The sequence below is a fragment of the Thalassospira sp. CH_XMU1458 genome (assembly GCF_037027205.1).
GTDB classification, from domain to species: Bacteria; Pseudomonadota; Alphaproteobacteria; order Rhodospirillales; family Thalassospiraceae; genus Thalassospira; species Thalassospira tepidiphila.
In genome coordinates this window covers 1-14,642 of sequence record NZ_JAYMDW010000002.1, presented here as the reverse complement: position 1 = coordinate 14,642, position 14,642 = coordinate 1, and the positions used below count along the sequence as shown (strand labels likewise).

The window sequence follows — 14,642 nt, the reverse complement described above, 5'->3', positions numbered from 1 at the left end:
TAGGGAAACTAGACCTTACGCGCAACCTTGTCGGAAATATGAAATTTCTGAAATTTAGCCAAAAGAAAACGGGCGACACCGAATGGCATCGCCCGTTTCTGTTTCTTAAAGGCCGAAGCGTTGCTTATTCAGCAGCTGCTTCTTCGCCTTCGCCCTCTGCTTCGAGGCGAGCACGGTCTTCCGCGCCTTTTGCATCGGCGTTGCGATCGACAAGTTCAATCACAGCAACCGGAGCCGCATCGCCATAACGGAAGCCAGCCTTGAGAACACGGGTGTAACCACCAGCGCGCTCTTTGTAGCGGTCAGCGATTTCGCCGAACAGCTTGGCAACGACTTTGTCATCACGCAGGATCGAAATGGCCTGACGGCGTGCATGCAGGTCGCCCCGCTTGCCCAGCGTAATCAGTTTTTCGACATACGGGCGAAGATCCTTGGCCTTCGGAAGAGTGGTTTTGATCTGCTCGTGGGTGAGCAGCGAAACTGCCATGTTGGCAAACATCGCCTTACGATGGGACGAAGTACGATTAAGCTTACGGCCTTGCATACCGTGACGCATGGTAACTCTCCTTAATAGCCTGGCTTCGCTCACGAAACCGATTGTAAAACCGCGCCGCCACCCTGATCACTTTTACAGAAAGGCCAGGTTATGCACGTGCGGTGTGGGCAACAAGCCCGCCGGATGCCCAAACAACTGGGGTCCCCGGTTTGGAACACGAATGTTCCGATCTCGGCCCGAAGGCCGAAGACCCGTTCTTAGAACGGATCTTCGAACTTGCGCGCAAGTTCTTCGATGTTTTCCGGCGGCCAACCGCCGACTTCCATACCAAGATGCAGACCCATCTGAGCCAGTACATCCTTGATTTCGTTCAGCGACTTACGGCCGAAGTTCGGCGTACGGAGCATTTCTGCTTCGGTCTTCTGAACAAGATCACCGATATAGATGATGTTGTCGTTCTTCAGGCAGTTAGCCGAACGTACCGACAGCTCAAGCTCGTCAACCTTACGAAGAAGGTTACGGTTGAACGGCAGTTCGTCTTCTTTCTTCTCTTCGACAACCGCTTCCGGCTCTTCGAAGTTGACGAACAGCGACAGCTGGTCCTGAAGGATACGGGCAGCAAGTGCAACCGAATCTTCCGGGGTCAGTGCACCGTTGGTTTCAACGGTCAGCGACAGCTTGTCAAAGTCGGTATCCTGACCAACACGGGTGTTTTCCACCTTGTAGGCCACTTTACGGATCGGGCTGAAGATCGCATCGATCGGAATAAGACCAATCGGCGCATCCGACGAGCTGTGCGAGCTGGCTGCAACATAGCCTTTACCGTTATCAACGGTGAATTCGATGTTGAGCGTAGCACCATCGTCAAGATGGCAAAGCTCGAGATCCGGGTTAAGGATTTCGATATCCGCACCGGTTTCGATCTGACCTGCGGTGACGGCACCAGGGCCGGTCGCCTTCAGAGCCATTTTCTTCGGACCTTCAGCATGCATGCGCACGCCCATGGTCTTGATGTTCAGGATGATGTCGGTGACATCTTCACGCACACCCGGGATCGACGAAAATTCGTGCAATACACCATCGATCTGGATCGCGGTAACTGCCGAACCCTGGAGCGACGACAGCAGAATGCGACGCAGCGCGTTACCCAGAGTCTGACCAAAACCGCGCTCCAGCGGTTCTGCCACGATCGTACCAATACGGCTGGCATCAGTACCCGGAGTAACATCAAGCTTCGTCGGCTTAATCAGTTCCTGCCAGTTCTTTTGAATCACGAGACCCACCTTCGCAACTGGAGCCTATGGAAAGGAGGGCAATAAACTTGCCCCCACGAGAAACGCGAAGAGGCCCGGTCATCCCGGGCCCAAACGCGGGGTCGTCCGCAAGGATCGACGCGATTAGACGCGACGACGTTTACGCGGACGGCAACCGTTGTGCGGAATCGGCGTTACGTCTTTGATCGACGTAATGGTGAAACCGACAGCCTGAAGCGCACGCAGTGCAGATTCACGTCCCGAACCCGGGCCTTTAACCTGTACTTCGAGGGTTTTCATACCGTGTTCAGCAGCTTTTTTACCTGCGTCTTCGGCAGCCATCTGTGCAGCATACGGAGTCGATTTACGCGAACCGCGGAAACCCATACCACCAGCGGTCGACCAGGAAATGGTATTTCCCTGTACGTCGGTGATGGTGATCATGGTGTTGTTGAAGGTCGCGTTTACGTGCGCGATACCGTTCGTAATGTTCTTGCGCTCGCGGCGACGCACGCGAGTCTGAGGAGTCTTCGCCATTGTCGTTCCCCTACCTTACTTCTTCTTGCCAGCAATCGGCTTAGCCGGGCCCTTACGGGTGCGAGCGTTGGTGTGGGTACGCTGACCGCGTACCGGGAGACCGCGACGATGACGCAGGCCGCGATAGCTGCCCAGGTCCATCAGACGTTTAATGTTCATTGCGGTTTCACGACGGAGGTCGCCTTCGACGGTGTAATCAGCGTCGATGACTTCACGAACCTTCAGAACCTGGTCATCAGAAAGCTGATGAACGCGGGTTGCGGATTCGATGCCAACCTTTGCGCAAATTTCTTTGGCTTTAGCCGGGCCAATACCGGTGATGTAGGTAAGCGCAATCACGACACGCTTAGCGGTCGGGATGTTTACGCCAGCAATACGAGCCACTATGTGAACTCCTGTTTCCTGTTAACAAACCCAGGGGCAGATCCGGTAGGGTAGGACGCTGCAAAAGCGGGCCAGCATTACTGCCAACCCGCCAGCAAAAAAACGCCCTGCCCGGGAAATTACCCCAGGATGGCTTCAATCTCGCGCGTAACTTGGTCGATTTCAGCCATCCCGTCAACTGTTTTCAGCTTACCGACCTTTTCATAGTAAGGAATGATCGGTGCTGTCTGCTTGTGATAAGCTTCCAGTCGCGAAGTGACCGTCTCGGCATTGTCGTCCGCACGGCGTTTAAATTCGGTGCTGCCACATACGTCACAGACACCTTCCTTGGCGGGTTTCTGGAACTCGTCGTGATAGCCCTGCCCGCATTTCGCGCAGGTATAGCGACCAACAATACGGGCCACCAATGCTGCATCGTCAACACGCAGTTCAATCACATAATCAAGTGCCAGTCCCTTGGATTCCAGCATCTCGTCCAGGGCTTCTGCCTGGGCGGTCGTGCGAGGGAACCCGTCCAGAATGAAACCACCCTTGGTATCATCCTGGTCAAGTCGTTCGGAAATCAGACCGATCATCAGATCGTCGGATACGAGCTGGCCCGCGTCCATGACTTCCTTTGCCTTCTGCCCCAGTTCCGTGCCAGCAGCAACCGCCGCGCGGAGCATGTCGCCCGTCGAGAGCTGGATCATGCCGCGTCCTGTTTCAAGACGCTTGGCCTGGGTACCTTTCCCTGCGCCGGGAGGGCCAAGAAGGATAATATTCATCGTCTTCCCCCTGAATGCGGTGGTCGCTTGTTAGCGGCGGCGACCACGCAGTTTGGATTTCTTGATCAGGCCTTCATACTGATGAGCCAGCATATGAGACTGAATCTGCGCAACGGTATCCATGGTTACCGTGACAACGATCAGGAGGCTAGTCCCACCAAAGTAGAAGGGAACAGACCATTCCGCGATCAGAAGTTCCGGCAGGATACAGACGAATGCGAGATACGCTGCACCGATCACCGTCAGACGGGTCAGAATGAAATCCAGATAGTTGGCTGTATTTTTACCCGGACGAATGCCCGGAATAAAGCCACCATGTTTCTTCAGGTTGTCTGCCGTATCTTCCGGGTTGAAAACAACCGCGGTGTAGAAGAAGGCAAAGAAGACAATCAAACCGATATAAAGCGCAATATAAAGCGGCTGACCACGGCCAAGCAGCGCAGTTGCAGTCGTCAACCATGCCGGGGCATCAACACCGGTGGTGAACTGGGCAACCGACAGCGGCATGAGCAGCAGCGAGCTTGCGAAGATCGGCGGAATAACACCGGCAGTGTTGATCTTGAGCGGCAGGTGCGAGCTCTGACCTTCCATGACCTTCATGCCGACCTGGCGTTTCGGGTACTGGATCAGAACGCGGCGCTGCGCACGTTCAACAAAGACGATGAAGGCGATAACCGCAACTGCCAGAACGATGATTGCAACGATAACCAGTGCAGAGATCGCACCGGTACGACCCAGTTCAAGGGTACCCGCAATCGCGCTTGGCAGACCGGCAACAATACCGGTGAAGATGATCAGCGAAATACCGTTACCAATGCCGCGCTGGGTGATCTGTTCACCAAGCCACATCAGGAACATGGTGCCACCAACAAGGGTGATCACAGCGGTAATGCGGAAGAACATGCCCGGATCCACAACAGCAGCACCGGTCGAACCGGTCATGCTTTCAAGACCAACAGCAATGCCCCATGCCTGCACTGTTGCAATCAGCACCGTCAGATAGCGGGTATATTGATTAATCTTTTTACGACCCTGCTCGCCTTCCTTCTTGAGTTGCTCAAGCGTTGGCGAAACAGTCGTCATCAACTGAATAATAATCGAGGCCGAGATGTACGGCATGATATTCAGCGCGAAGATCGTCATACGACCCAGCGCACCACCGGCGAACATGTCAAACATGCCCAGAACGCCACCCGCATTCTGACGGAAAATGTCAGCAAGAATAGACGGGTCGACACCAGGAACCGGAATATAGGTTCCAAGACGGTAAACAATAAGCGCGCCCAAAGTGAACCAGATACGCTTTTTAAGCTCGGTTGACTTTGAAAAAGCGGACCAATTCAGGTTCGCGGCAAGCTGCTCGGCGGCCGATGCCATGCACTCATCTCCCAATACACATAAACTGGAGGGTCCGGTCCCGTGTACTGGAACCGGACCCTCTCGAAGTCAATTTAGGCTTATTCTGCGGATTCTGCAGCAGCGACCGGAGCAAGAACCTTGACCGAACCACCAGCTTTCTCGACAGCTTCAACAGCTGCTTTGGAAGCACCGGAGATTTCGATGTTCAGTTTCGCTTTCAGTTCGCCTTTGGCAAGAAGACGCAGACCGTCTTTCTGCGGACGAGCCAGACCTTTTTCCGCAAGAACAGCGACGGTGACATTTGCACCTTCTTCAAGAACGCCGTTATCAACAGCAGTCTGAAGGGTACCAAGGTTCACAACGCCGAACTGTTTCTTGAACGGGTTTTTGAAGCCGCGTTTCGGAAGACGGCGATAGATAGGCATCTGCCCACCTTCGAAGCCATTGATGGCTACACCCGAACGGGACTTCTGACCCTTCTGACCTGCGCCAGAAGTTTTGCCTTTGCCCGAACCGATGCCGCGACCGACGCGGGTGCGCGCCTTGCGGGCACCCGGGTTATCGGCGAGTTCGTTGAGTTTCATCGTTCAACACCTTTTCGATCTGGGGTCAATCAAGCCTCGTCCACACGGACGAGGTGTTTGACCTTTGCGATCATACCGCGAACAGCCGGAGTATCTTCCAGCTCACGAGTCCGGTGCAGTTTGTTCAGGCCAAGACCAACAAGGGTCTGGCGCTGATCAGCCGGACGTCCGATCGGCGAACCCGTCTGGGTAACGCGTACGGTCGCTTTTTTCTTAGCAGCCATATCGAATTACTCCTTTTCGAGAACGGCGGCAGCAGCCGAACCGCTATCGCGACGGGCAACGACGTCACCGACTTTCAGGCCACGCTTAGCAGCGACCTGACGCGGGGAAGCACCGTTGACCAGAGCGTCAAGGGTTGCGCGGATCACGTTGTGCGGGTTGTTCGAACCGGTGCATTTGGACACAACGTCCTGAACGCCCATGGTTTCGAAAACCGCACGCATCGCACCGCCTGCGATGATACCGGTACCAGCCGGAGCCGAGCGAAGGATAACCTTGCCTGCACCGAAATGGCCCTGCGTATCATGGTGAAGGGTACGGCCTTCACGCAGCGGAACGCGGATCATGTTACGTTTAGCAGCTTCGGTGGCCTTACGGATCGCTTCCGGAACTTCACGGGCTTTACCCGTGCCGTATCCGACGCGACCGCGCTGGTCACCGACAACTACCATTGCGGAGAAAGCAAAGCGACGGCCGCCCTTAACGACTTTCGCGACGCGGTTGATACCAACCAGCTTGTCGACGAGTTCGTTTTCTTCACGGGCTTTCGGCGCCTGCTGCTGTTGATTCTGGTTACGTGCCATGGTCGTGCTCCTTAGAAGTCCAGACCGCCCTCACGGGCGGCATCGGCCAGAGCTTTCACCCGGCCATGGAACAGATACCCGCCACGATCGAAAACGACCGTTTTCACACCAGCTTTGACTGCGCGCTCGGCAATTGCCTTGCCAACCAGAGCAGCGGCGTCGGCATTGCTGCCTTTCGCCTTCAGATCTTTCTCCATCGTCGAGGCAGCCACCAGGGTGGTGCCTTTGACGTCGTCGATGATCTGAGCATAGATGTGGGCGTTCGAACGGTGCACGCTGAGGCGCGGGCGACCGGCCGCTTTCTGGCGGATCGCAAAACGAACGCGACGCTTGCGGCGTTCGAATAGGCTTCTCACGTTTTTCATCGTGCCTGTCCTTACTTCTTCTTGCCTTCTTTGCGCAAGATATACTCGCCTTCGTAGCGGACACCCTTGCCTTTGTAAGGCTCCGGACCGCGCCAGCCGCGTGCATTCGCAGCGAACTGACCAACGAGTTGTTTATCTGCGCCAGAAATGGCGACGAGGGTCGGCTTTTCAGCAACGACGTTAAGACCCGCAGGGATCTCCATTTCTACGTCATGTGAGAAGCCAAGCTGCAGAACCAGGTTTTTGCCCTGAACCTGCGCACGGTAACCAACACCGGTGATTTCCAGTTTCTTGGTGAACCCTTCCGAAACCCCGGTAACGAGGTTCGCGATATTGGCACGGGTGGTACCCCAGAGGGCACGTGCGCGCTTGCTATCGTTTTTAGGTTTCACGAAGATCTGGTTATCTTCCTGAGTGACGGATACGTCCGAGGTCAAAGCCAGGTTAAGCTCACCGAGCTTGCCTTTTGCGCTGATCTGCTCTTCGGTCAAGGTGATGGTAACGCCGTTAGGCACGACCACCGGGTTTTTTCCTACTCGCGACATCGTTGGCCCTCCTTAGAATACCTTGCAGAGGATTTCGCCGCCGACATTCTGCTCGCGAGCCTCCTGATCCGATAGAACCCCTCGCGGAGTGGACAGGACTGCGATGCCCAGACCGTTATATACCTTCGGAAGATCTTTGATCTTCGAATATACACGACGACCCGGGGTCGAGACGCGGTCGATCTGCTTAATCACGCCATCACCCTCAAAATATTTGAGTTCGATGGTGATTTCGCTGACGCCCTTGCGAATTTCATTAACATTGTAACCGCGGATATAACCTTCGCGCTGGAGAACATCCAACACACCGGTACGCAGTTTCGAAGCCGGCGAAACGACGCTGGATTTACCAACGCGCTGGCCGTTACGGATACGCGTGAGCATATCACCGACTGGATCAGTCATCGACATGTGATGTCCTCCTTACCAGCTCGACTTCACCATGCCCGGGATCTGACCACGTGAAGCAAGTTCACGAAGCGCGATACGGGACAGGCGGAATTTGCGATAGACACCACGCGGACGACCGGTGATCTGGCAGCGAATACGCTGACGGATACGAGCCGAGTTACGCGGCAGCTGGGCGAGTTTCATCACAGCAACGATACGATCCTCAGGGGTCGTCTCGCGATTTGCGATAACCGCTTTAAGGGCGGCACGCTTGGCAGCATATTTTTTTGCCAGGCGTTCACGTTTGAGTTCACGCTCTACAGCGCTTTTCTTGGCCATGGGCCAACCTCCGTTAGTTTCCGAACGGAAGATCAAAGCCCTTAAGAAGGGCGAGAGCTTCATCGTCGGACTTAGCCGTGGTACAAATGATGATATCCATCCCGCGAACAGAGTCGACTTTGTCGTACTCTACCTCAGGAAAGACGAACTGTTCTTTCAAGCCCATGGCAAAGTTGCCACGACCATCGAAAGATTTTTTGTTCAGGCCGCGGAAGTCACGAACGCGCGGCAGCGCGATGGTGACCAGGCGGTCCAAGAACTCAAACATACGGTCGCGACGCAAGGTCACTTTACAACCGATGTTCATACCTTCACGCAGCTTGAAAGCCGCAACGGACTTTTTCGCTTTGGTGAAGACAGGCTTCTGACCGGTGATAGCAGCGAGATCCGCAGCAGCACCTTCCAGCTTCTTACGATCCTGGGTGGCGTCGCCGACACCCATGTTGATCACGATTTTCTCGAGGCGCGGAATCTCCATGGTGTTCTCGTAGGAGAACTCCTTCTGGAGTGCGTCACGCACCACTTCTTTGTAATGTTCGCGCAGGCGCGTCATTTTTCCGTCCCTCAGTTGTCGATGACTTCGCCGCTGAGCTTCGCTACGCGAACCTTGCGACCATCATCGAGGGTCTTGAAACCGACGCGGGTCGGCTTGTTTTCTTTCGGGTCAACAATCGCGACGTTGGAAACAGCAATTTTTGCTTCCTTTTCGACGATGCCACCAGCATCAGCACCGGTCGGGCGCTGGTGACGTTTCACCAGGTTAATGCCCGAAACCAGAACTTTGTTCTCGGTCGGGAAAGCGGCGAGAACTTCGCCGGTTTTCCCTTTGTCTTTACCCGTCAGAACAACGACGCGATCGCCCTTTTTAATCTTGGCAGCCATTACAGCACCTCCGGAGCGAGCGAAATGATCTTCATGTAACCTTTAGAACGAAGTTCACGGGTTACCGGGCCAAAAATACGCGTGCCGATCGGCTCGCCGTTCGCATTAATGAGAACGGCAGCGTTGCGGTCAAAGCGGATCGCCGAGCCATCGGCACGACGAATTTCCTTTGCGGTGCGAACGATGACAGCTTTGTGAACTGCACCCTTCTTTACGCGACCGCGCGGAATGGCTTCCTTGACGGAAACCACGATAACATCACCAACGTTGGCGGTTTTGCGCTTCGAGCCGCCCAGCACCTTGATGCACTGGACGCGGCGAGCGCCGCTGTTGTCGGCGACGTCCAGATTGGACTGCATCTGGATCATGGGTTTACCCCTTGACTATGATTGGGCTGAGGACTCACTCCTCGACCACTACTTCCCAAGACTTCAACTTCGAGATCGGTTTGCATTCGCGAATGCGAACAACGTCACCCGTTTTGAAGCGGTTCTCTTCATCGTGCGCGTGGAATTTCTTCGACTTACGCACGTACTTTTTATACAGCGGGTGCATGACCTGGCGCTCCACTCGGACCACCACGGTCTTGTCGTTTTTGGTCGAAACGACTGTCCCCTGCAATACACGCCTCGGCATGTGTGTCTACTCCTCTGCGTGTCCAGTTAGGCCGCGGTTGCACCCTTCTCGTTACCGAGAAGGGTTTTAATGCGGGCAATATCACGACGGACCTGGCGGACCCGCGCAGTGTTCTCGAACTGCCCCGAAGCCTGCTGGAAACGCATATTGAACGATTCCTTACGCAGGTCCAGAAGCAGCTGCTTCAGTTCGTCAGCGCTTTTAGCGCGGAGATCAGCAATTTTCATCACTAATTACTCCCCTTCACCAAGACGGGTGACAAACTTGGTCTTGATCGGCAATTTTGCCGCTGCCAGCTCGAAAGCTCGGCGTGCAAGATCCAACGGAACACCGTCGAGTTCAAACATGATCCGACCCGGTTTAACGCGTGCCGCCCAATATTCAGGCGAGCCTTTACCTTTACCCTGACGGACTTCGGCAGGCTTCTGCGAGACCGGGAGATCCGGGAAAACGCGAATCCACACACGGCCTTGACGGCGCATGTGGCGGGTGATCGCGCGGCGAGCCGCTTCGATCTGACGCGCCGTTATACGCTCCGGCTCCATGGCTTTCAAGCCATAAGCGCCGAAATTAAGTTCGGTACCACCCTTGGCTTCGCCTTTGAGGCGGCCTTTGTGGGCTTTGCGGAACTTTGTACGTTTCGGAGAAAGCATATCGGGATCTCCTTACTTACGACCGGAACCAGCCGACTCGAGAGCGCGACGCTCAGAAGCCAACGGATCATGTGCCATGATTTCGCCCTTGAAGATCCAGACCTTCAGACCGCAAACACCGTAGGTGGTGTGTGCTTCCGAAGTGCCATAATCAACGTCCGCACGCAGGGTATGCAGCGGAACGCGACCTTCACGGTACCATTCGGTACGGGCGATTTCAGCGCCACCAAGACGACCAGCAGCATTAATACGAATGCCACCGGCACCGAGACGCATTGCGTTCTGAACCGAGCGCTTCATAGCGCGACGGAACGAAACACGGCGCTCAAGCTGCTGGGCGATGTTGTCAGCGACCAGCTTGGCATCGAGTTCCGGCTTGCGGATCTCGATGATGTTAACCTGCACTTCGGCATTTGCCAGTTTCTGCAGATCGTTCTTGAGCTTCTCGATGTCCTGGCCTTTTTTCCCGATCACAACGCCCGGACGAGCGGTGTGGATCGAAATGCGGGCTTTCTTCGCCGGACGTTCGATAATCACCTTCGATACACCCGCCTGTTTCAGACGGTCGAAGATGAAATTGCGGATCGCGAGATCTTCGTGAAGAAGACCAGCGAAATCGGCCTTGTTGGCGTACCAGCGGGAATCCCAGGTACGGTTAATGCCAACGCGCAGACCGATCGGATTAATTTTCTGACCCATTACTCGGCCTCCTCACGTTCGCAAACGACGATGCGCATGTTGGAGAAAGGCTTAATGATTTTGCCAACACGACCGCGTGCACGGGCGCGCCAGCGCTTCATTACGAAGGCCTTACCAACAGATGCCTCTTTAATATAGAGACGGTCAACATCGAGCTGATGGTTGTTTTCGGCATTAGCAATTGCCGATTCCAGCAGCTTTTTGACGTCCTGCGAAATGCGTTTATTGGAGAAGGTCAGTTCTGCCAAAGCAGCTTCTGCCTTCATACCACGAATCGACTCGGCGACGAGGTTGAGCTTACGCGGGGAAATGCGTACTGCCCGGAGCGAAGCCGCGGCCTCGTTATCCGCCAGCCGACGGATGTCAGCTTTCTTACCCATCGTTACTTCCTCTTCGCCTTTTTGTCGGCCGCGTGACCATAGTAGGTACGGGTCGGCGAGAATTCACCGAACTTGTGACCAATCATATCTTCGGTCACGAGCACCGGCAGGAATTTCTGGCCATTGTAAACCCCAAAGGTGAGGCCTACGAATTGCGGCAGAATCGTCGAACGCCGCGACCAGGTCTTAATTACCTCATTCCGGCCTGAGGCACGGACAGTATCGGCTTTCTTAAGAAGGTATCCGTCAACAAACGGACCCTTCCAAACGGAACGCGCCATAGTCTAGCCTCCTCCGTTAGCTCTTGTGACGACGGCGCATGATGAGCGCGTCGGTCTTTTTGTTCGAGCGGGTACGTTTGCCCTTGGTAGGCTTGCCCCACGGCGTAACCGGGTGACGACCACCCGACGTACGACCTTCACCACCACCATGCGGGTGATCGATCGGGTTCATGGCAACGCCACGAACCGAAGGACGCTTGCCAAGCCAGCGATTACGGCCGGCTTTACCAAGGTTCGAGTTCTGATGGTCCGGGTTGGACACGGCACCGATGGTAGCCATGCATTCACCACGAACCAAACGTACCTCACCGGAGGACAGCTTAAGCTGGGCGTAACCCTGGTCCTTACCAACAAGCTGTACATACGAGCCTGCTGAACGTGCGACCTGACCACCTTTACCGGCTTTCAGTTCGACGTTATGGACAATGGTACCGACCGGAATATTCTTCAGCGGTGCGGCGTTACCCGGCTTAATGTCTACGCGTTCAGCGGCAACAACGTTGTCGCCGACAGCGAGACGCTGCGGTGCGAGGATGTAGGCCAGCTCGTCGTCGGAATAGCGAACCAGTGCGATAAACGCGGTACGGTTCGGATCATATTCCAAACGCTCGACGGTACCGACGACGTCAAACTTGGTACGTTTGAAGTCGATGAGACGGTAACGACGTTTGTGACCACCACCAATACGGCGGGCGGTGATACGACCAGTGTTGTTACGGCCACCTTTCTTGCGAAGACCTTCGGTCAACGCTTTGATCGGCTTGCCCTTGTGGAGATCAGAACGATCCACGAGAACCAGCTGACGGCGACCAGGAGAGGTTGGTTTAAACTTCTTCAAAGCCATTGTCTTAGATTCCCGTAGTCACATCGATGGACTGGCCCTCTTCGAGGGTCACCATCGCTTTCTTGAAATCGCTCCGACGACCGGAAATACCGCGAAAACGCTTGGTCTTTCCTTTTACCACAGAGGTATTGACCGCCTTGACCTTCACCCCGAACAGACCTTCCACAGCAGCCTTGATCTCCGGCTTGGTGGCGTCGATCGCAACTTTGAACGCAACGGCGTTGTGTTCAGAAATCAGCGTCGACTTTTCAGTGATATGCGGGGCGCGGATGACTTCGTACATCCGCTCTTTGCTGATGATCGTCATTTGAGACGTGCCTCCAACGCTTCGACCGCACCCTTGGTCAGCACCAGGGTGTCACGGCGCAGGATGTCATAGACGTTAGCACCAATCTGAGGGAGCACATCAACCTGCGGGATGTTGCGCGCTGCGCGTGCAAAACCTTCGTTGACCTGCGCACCGTCGATGATCAGTGCAGACTTCCAGCCGAGTTTATTGAAAACTGCGACCAGATTCTTGGTTTTGGCGTCCGAGAATTCCGCATTATCAAGAACGATAAGCTTACCGTCTTTTGCCTTGGCCGACAGAGCGGTTTTCAGCGCGAGTTTACGGAACTTCTTGGTCAGATCGTGTGCGTGGTCGCGAACGCGCGGACCGTGCACGGTACCACCACCACGGAACTGTGCGGCTTTACGGGAACCGTGACGTGCACCGCCACTCCCCTTCTGACGCACGAATTTTTTCGTGGTTGCGGAAACTTCGGACTTTTCCTTTACCTTGTGGGTACCGGCACGGCGTTTTGCCAGCTGCCAGTTCACCATGCGGTGCAGGATGTCACGACGTACTTCCAGACCAAAGATGTCTTCTGCAAGATCAATCTTACCGGACTTGGAAGCGTCAAGTTTGAGAATGTCGAGCTTCATGATGCTTATTCCTTATCCTCGGCGACAGCTTCTTCAGCGGCCGGGGCAGCACCCTTGAGCGCGGCCGGGAACGGCAGACCTTCCGGTGCAGCACGCTTCACGGCATCCTTGACAAGGACATAGGCACCCTTGTGACCCGGAACGGCACCATGCACCAGGATCAGGCCTTTGTCGGCGTCCGAAGACACGACTTTAAGGGACTGAACGGTTACACGTGCGGCACCGAGGTGACCAGCCATCTTCTTACCTTTGAAGACGCGGCCCGGGTCCTGGCACTGACCGGTGGAACCATGCGAACGGTGCGATACAGACACACCGTGCGACGCACGCAGACCACCGAAGTTGTGACGCTTCATCGCACCGGCAAAACCTTTACCGATGGACGTGCCGATTACGTCAACGTACTGACCTTCGACGAAATGGGTTGCAGCAAGTTCTGCACCAACTTCGATCAGGCCATCTTCGCTCACGCGGAATTCAGCAAGTTTGGCTTTCGGCTCAACCTTGGCTTTGGCGAAGTGGCCACGCATCGGCTTGGATACGTTTTTCACTTTCGCTTTGCCATAACCAAGCTGAACAGCGACGTAGCCGTCGGTGTCGTTGGTACGGTTGGCGACAACCTGAAGATCTTCGACCTTCAGAACGGTTACAGGAAGGTGGGAACCGTCGTCGTTGAAGACGCGGGTCATACCGACCTTCTGGGTAATAAGTCCACTACGCATTGCGGCTTACTCCCGATTAAAGTTTGATCTCGACATCGACACCGGACGCAAGGTCGAGCTTCATAAGAGCATCGACGGTTTGCGGGGTCGGGTCGACAATGTCGAGAAGACGCTTGTGCGTACGGATTTCAAGCTGTTCGCGTGACTTTTTGTTCACGTGCGGAGACCGCAGAACAGTGTACTTTTCGATGCGGGTCGGCAGCGGAATCGGGCCGCGGACCTCTGCGCCAGTGCGCTTCGCCGTATTGACGATCTCACGCGTGGACTGATCCAGCACGCGATGGTCAAACGCCTTGAGGCGAATGCGAATGTTCTGACTATCCATGTAATTATGTACCGGAGCCCTCAAAAGGACACCGGCCCCTCAACTGGAGTTGACGATTGCCGCAAAAGTGTTGCGGGCGGCTTACATAGCCGCCCGCTCCACAAAGATCAAGAGAAAAAATTATTCGATGATCTTGGCAACAACGCCCGCGCCGACGGTACGACCGCCTTCACGGATTGCGAAACGCAGACCTTCGTCCATTGCGATCGGTGCAATGAGAGTTGCGGTCATCTGAACGTTGTCGCCCGGCATAACCATTTCGGTGCCAGCCGGCAGCTCGATCGAACCGGTTACGTCAGTCGTACGGAAGTAGAACTGCGGACGGTAGTTCGAGAAGAACGGCGTGTGACGGCCACCTTCATCCTTGGTCAGGATGTAGGCTTCTGCTTCGAATTTGGTGTGCGGGGTGATCGAGCCAACGTGTGCCAGAACCTGGCCACGTTCGACGTCTTCACGTTTGGTACCACGCAGCAG

At 55.2% G+C, this 14,642-nt stretch carries 27 protein-coding genes and 1 pseudogene; all 28 read right to left on the bottom strand.

Annotated features, from left to right (window positions below):
- Positions 1-124 precede the first annotated feature (124 nt).
- Positions 125-556 carry a 50S ribosomal protein L17 gene (gene rplQ, locus WBY09_RS07390; RefSeq protein ID WP_008892198.1) on the bottom strand — a complete coding sequence of 144 codons (432 nt, stop codon included), beginning with the start codon at positions 554-556 and terminating at the stop codon, positions 125-127.
- Between the two features lie 197 nt (positions 557-753).
- The gene (locus tag WBY09_RS07385; RefSeq protein ID WP_008892197.1) at positions 754-1,770 is read right to left on the bottom strand and encodes a DNA-directed RNA polymerase subunit alpha; all 1,017 of its coding nucleotides are present in this window, start codon (positions 1,768-1,770) and stop codon (positions 754-756) included.
- A gap of 123 nt (positions 1,771-1,893) precedes the next feature.
- The gene (gene rpsK / locus WBY09_RS07380; protein WP_008892196.1) at positions 1,894-2,286 is read right to left on the bottom strand and encodes a 30S ribosomal protein S11; all 393 of its coding nucleotides are present in this window, start codon (positions 2,284-2,286) and stop codon (positions 1,894-1,896) included.
- Between the two features lie 15 nt (positions 2,287-2,301).
- Positions 2,302-2,670: a 30S ribosomal protein S13 gene (rpsM, locus tag WBY09_RS07375; RefSeq protein ID WP_008892195.1), complete on the bottom strand. Its 369-nt coding sequence runs from the start codon at positions 2,668-2,670 to the stop codon at positions 2,302-2,304.
- Between the two features lie 119 nt (positions 2,671-2,789).
- On the bottom strand, positions 2,790-3,434 hold the full coding sequence (locus tag WBY09_RS07370) for an adenylate kinase (RefSeq protein ID WP_008892194.1): 645 nt from the start codon (positions 3,432-3,434) through the stop codon (positions 2,790-2,792).
- Positions 3,435-3,464: 30 nt separating this feature from the next.
- On the bottom strand, positions 3,465-4,811 hold the full coding sequence (gene secY, locus WBY09_RS07365; protein WP_336232375.1) for a preprotein translocase subunit SecY: 1,347 nt from the start codon (positions 4,809-4,811) through the stop codon (positions 3,465-3,467).
- Positions 4,812-4,891: 80 nt separating this feature from the next.
- Complete coding sequence (gene rplO, locus WBY09_RS07360) at positions 4,892-5,377, bottom strand: 50S ribosomal protein L15 (RefSeq protein WP_008892192.1); 486 nt, start codon at positions 5,375-5,377, stop codon at positions 4,892-4,894.
- Between the two features lie 29 nt (positions 5,378-5,406).
- Entirely contained in the window at positions 5,407-5,601 is a 195-nt protein-coding gene (gene rpmD, locus WBY09_RS07355) for a 50S ribosomal protein L30 (RefSeq protein WP_007091489.1), read from the bottom strand.
- 6 nt (positions 5,602-5,607) lie between these two features.
- Positions 5,608-6,183, bottom strand: coding sequence for a 30S ribosomal protein S5 (gene rpsE, locus WBY09_RS07350; protein WP_008892191.1), 576 nt, complete (start codon positions 6,181-6,183; stop codon positions 5,608-5,610).
- Positions 6,184-6,194: 11 nt separating this feature from the next.
- The gene (gene rplR / locus WBY09_RS07345) at positions 6,195-6,548 is read right to left on the bottom strand and encodes a 50S ribosomal protein L18 (protein ID WP_008892190.1); all 354 of its coding nucleotides are present in this window, start codon (positions 6,546-6,548) and stop codon (positions 6,195-6,197) included.
- A gap of 11 nt (positions 6,549-6,559) precedes the next feature.
- Positions 6,560-7,093, bottom strand: coding sequence for a 50S ribosomal protein L6 (rplF, locus tag WBY09_RS07340; RefSeq protein WP_008892189.1), 534 nt, complete (start codon positions 7,091-7,093; stop codon positions 6,560-6,562).
- A gap of 12 nt (positions 7,094-7,105) precedes the next feature.
- The gene (gene rpsH / locus WBY09_RS07335; protein WP_008892188.1) at positions 7,106-7,504 is read right to left on the bottom strand and encodes a 30S ribosomal protein S8; all 399 of its coding nucleotides are present in this window, start codon (positions 7,502-7,504) and stop codon (positions 7,106-7,108) included.
- Positions 7,505-7,516: 12 nt separating this feature from the next.
- Positions 7,517-7,822 carry a 30S ribosomal protein S14 gene (rpsN, locus tag WBY09_RS07330; protein WP_008892187.1) on the bottom strand — a complete coding sequence of 102 codons (306 nt, stop codon included), beginning with the start codon at positions 7,820-7,822 and terminating at the stop codon, positions 7,517-7,519.
- A 13-nt stretch (positions 7,823-7,835) separates the two neighbouring features.
- Entirely contained in the window at positions 7,836-8,375 is a 540-nt protein-coding gene (rplE, locus tag WBY09_RS07325) for a 50S ribosomal protein L5 (protein WP_008892186.1), read from the bottom strand.
- Between the two features lie 11 nt (positions 8,376-8,386).
- Positions 8,387-8,704 (bottom strand): 50S ribosomal protein L24, encoded by a 318-nt coding sequence (gene rplX, locus WBY09_RS07320; RefSeq protein WP_008892185.1) that lies wholly within the window; start codon positions 8,702-8,704, stop codon positions 8,387-8,389.
- Positions 8,704-9,072: a 50S ribosomal protein L14 gene (gene rplN / locus WBY09_RS07315; protein WP_008892184.1), complete on the bottom strand. Its 369-nt coding sequence runs from the start codon at positions 9,070-9,072 to the stop codon at positions 8,704-8,706. The genes rplX and rplN overlap by 1 nt, the downstream gene beginning before the upstream one ends.
- Positions 9,073-9,106: 34 nt before the next feature.
- Positions 9,107-9,340, bottom strand: a complete 234-nt coding sequence (rpsQ, locus tag WBY09_RS07310; protein ID WP_008892183.1) for a 30S ribosomal protein S17 — start codon at positions 9,338-9,340, stop codon at positions 9,107-9,109.
- A 26-nt stretch (positions 9,341-9,366) separates the two neighbouring features.
- On the bottom strand, positions 9,367-9,567 hold the full coding sequence (rpmC, locus tag WBY09_RS07305; protein ID WP_008892182.1) for a 50S ribosomal protein L29: 201 nt from the start codon (positions 9,565-9,567) through the stop codon (positions 9,367-9,369).
- Between the two features lie 6 nt (positions 9,568-9,573).
- A complete protein-coding gene (gene rplP, locus WBY09_RS07300) occupies positions 9,574-9,993 on the bottom strand; it encodes a 50S ribosomal protein L16 (protein WP_008892181.1) in 420 nt (139 codons plus the stop codon).
- Positions 9,994-10,005: 12 nt separating this feature from the next.
- On the bottom strand, positions 10,006-10,692 hold the full coding sequence (gene rpsC, locus WBY09_RS07295) for a 30S ribosomal protein S3 (RefSeq protein WP_008892180.1): 687 nt from the start codon (positions 10,690-10,692) through the stop codon (positions 10,006-10,008).
- A complete protein-coding gene (gene rplV / locus WBY09_RS07290) occupies positions 10,692-11,072 on the bottom strand; it encodes a 50S ribosomal protein L22 (protein ID WP_008892179.1) in 381 nt (126 codons plus the stop codon). Before rplV ends, rpsC begins: the two co-directional genes overlap by 1 nt.
- A gap of 2 nt (positions 11,073-11,074) precedes the next feature.
- On the bottom strand, positions 11,075-11,353 hold the full coding sequence (gene rpsS, locus WBY09_RS07285; protein ID WP_008892178.1) for a 30S ribosomal protein S19: 279 nt from the start codon (positions 11,351-11,353) through the stop codon (positions 11,075-11,077).
- Between the two features lie 16 nt (positions 11,354-11,369).
- Positions 11,370-12,197: a 50S ribosomal protein L2 gene (gene rplB, locus WBY09_RS07280; protein ID WP_008892177.1), complete on the bottom strand. Its 828-nt coding sequence runs from the start codon at positions 12,195-12,197 to the stop codon at positions 11,370-11,372.
- A gap of 4 nt (positions 12,198-12,201) precedes the next feature.
- Positions 12,202-12,504: a 50S ribosomal protein L23 gene (locus WBY09_RS07275; RefSeq protein ID WP_008892176.1), complete on the bottom strand. Its 303-nt coding sequence runs from the start codon at positions 12,502-12,504 to the stop codon at positions 12,202-12,204.
- Entirely contained in the window at positions 12,501-13,121 is a 621-nt protein-coding gene (gene rplD / locus WBY09_RS07270; protein ID WP_336232374.1) for a 50S ribosomal protein L4, read from the bottom strand. Before rplD ends, WBY09_RS07275 begins: the two co-directional genes overlap by 4 nt.
- A 5-nt stretch (positions 13,122-13,126) precedes the next feature.
- A complete protein-coding gene (gene rplC / locus WBY09_RS07265; RefSeq protein WP_008892174.1) occupies positions 13,127-13,843 on the bottom strand; it encodes a 50S ribosomal protein L3 in 717 nt (238 codons plus the stop codon).
- 16 nt (positions 13,844-13,859) lie between these two features.
- Positions 13,860-14,168, bottom strand: coding sequence for a 30S ribosomal protein S10 (rpsJ, locus tag WBY09_RS07260; RefSeq protein WP_008892173.1), 309 nt, complete (start codon positions 14,166-14,168; stop codon positions 13,860-13,862).
- 120 nt (positions 14,169-14,288) lie between these two features.
- Positions 14,289-14,642, bottom strand: a pseudogene (tuf, locus tag WBY09_RS07255) (elongation factor Tu); the annotation flags it as partial.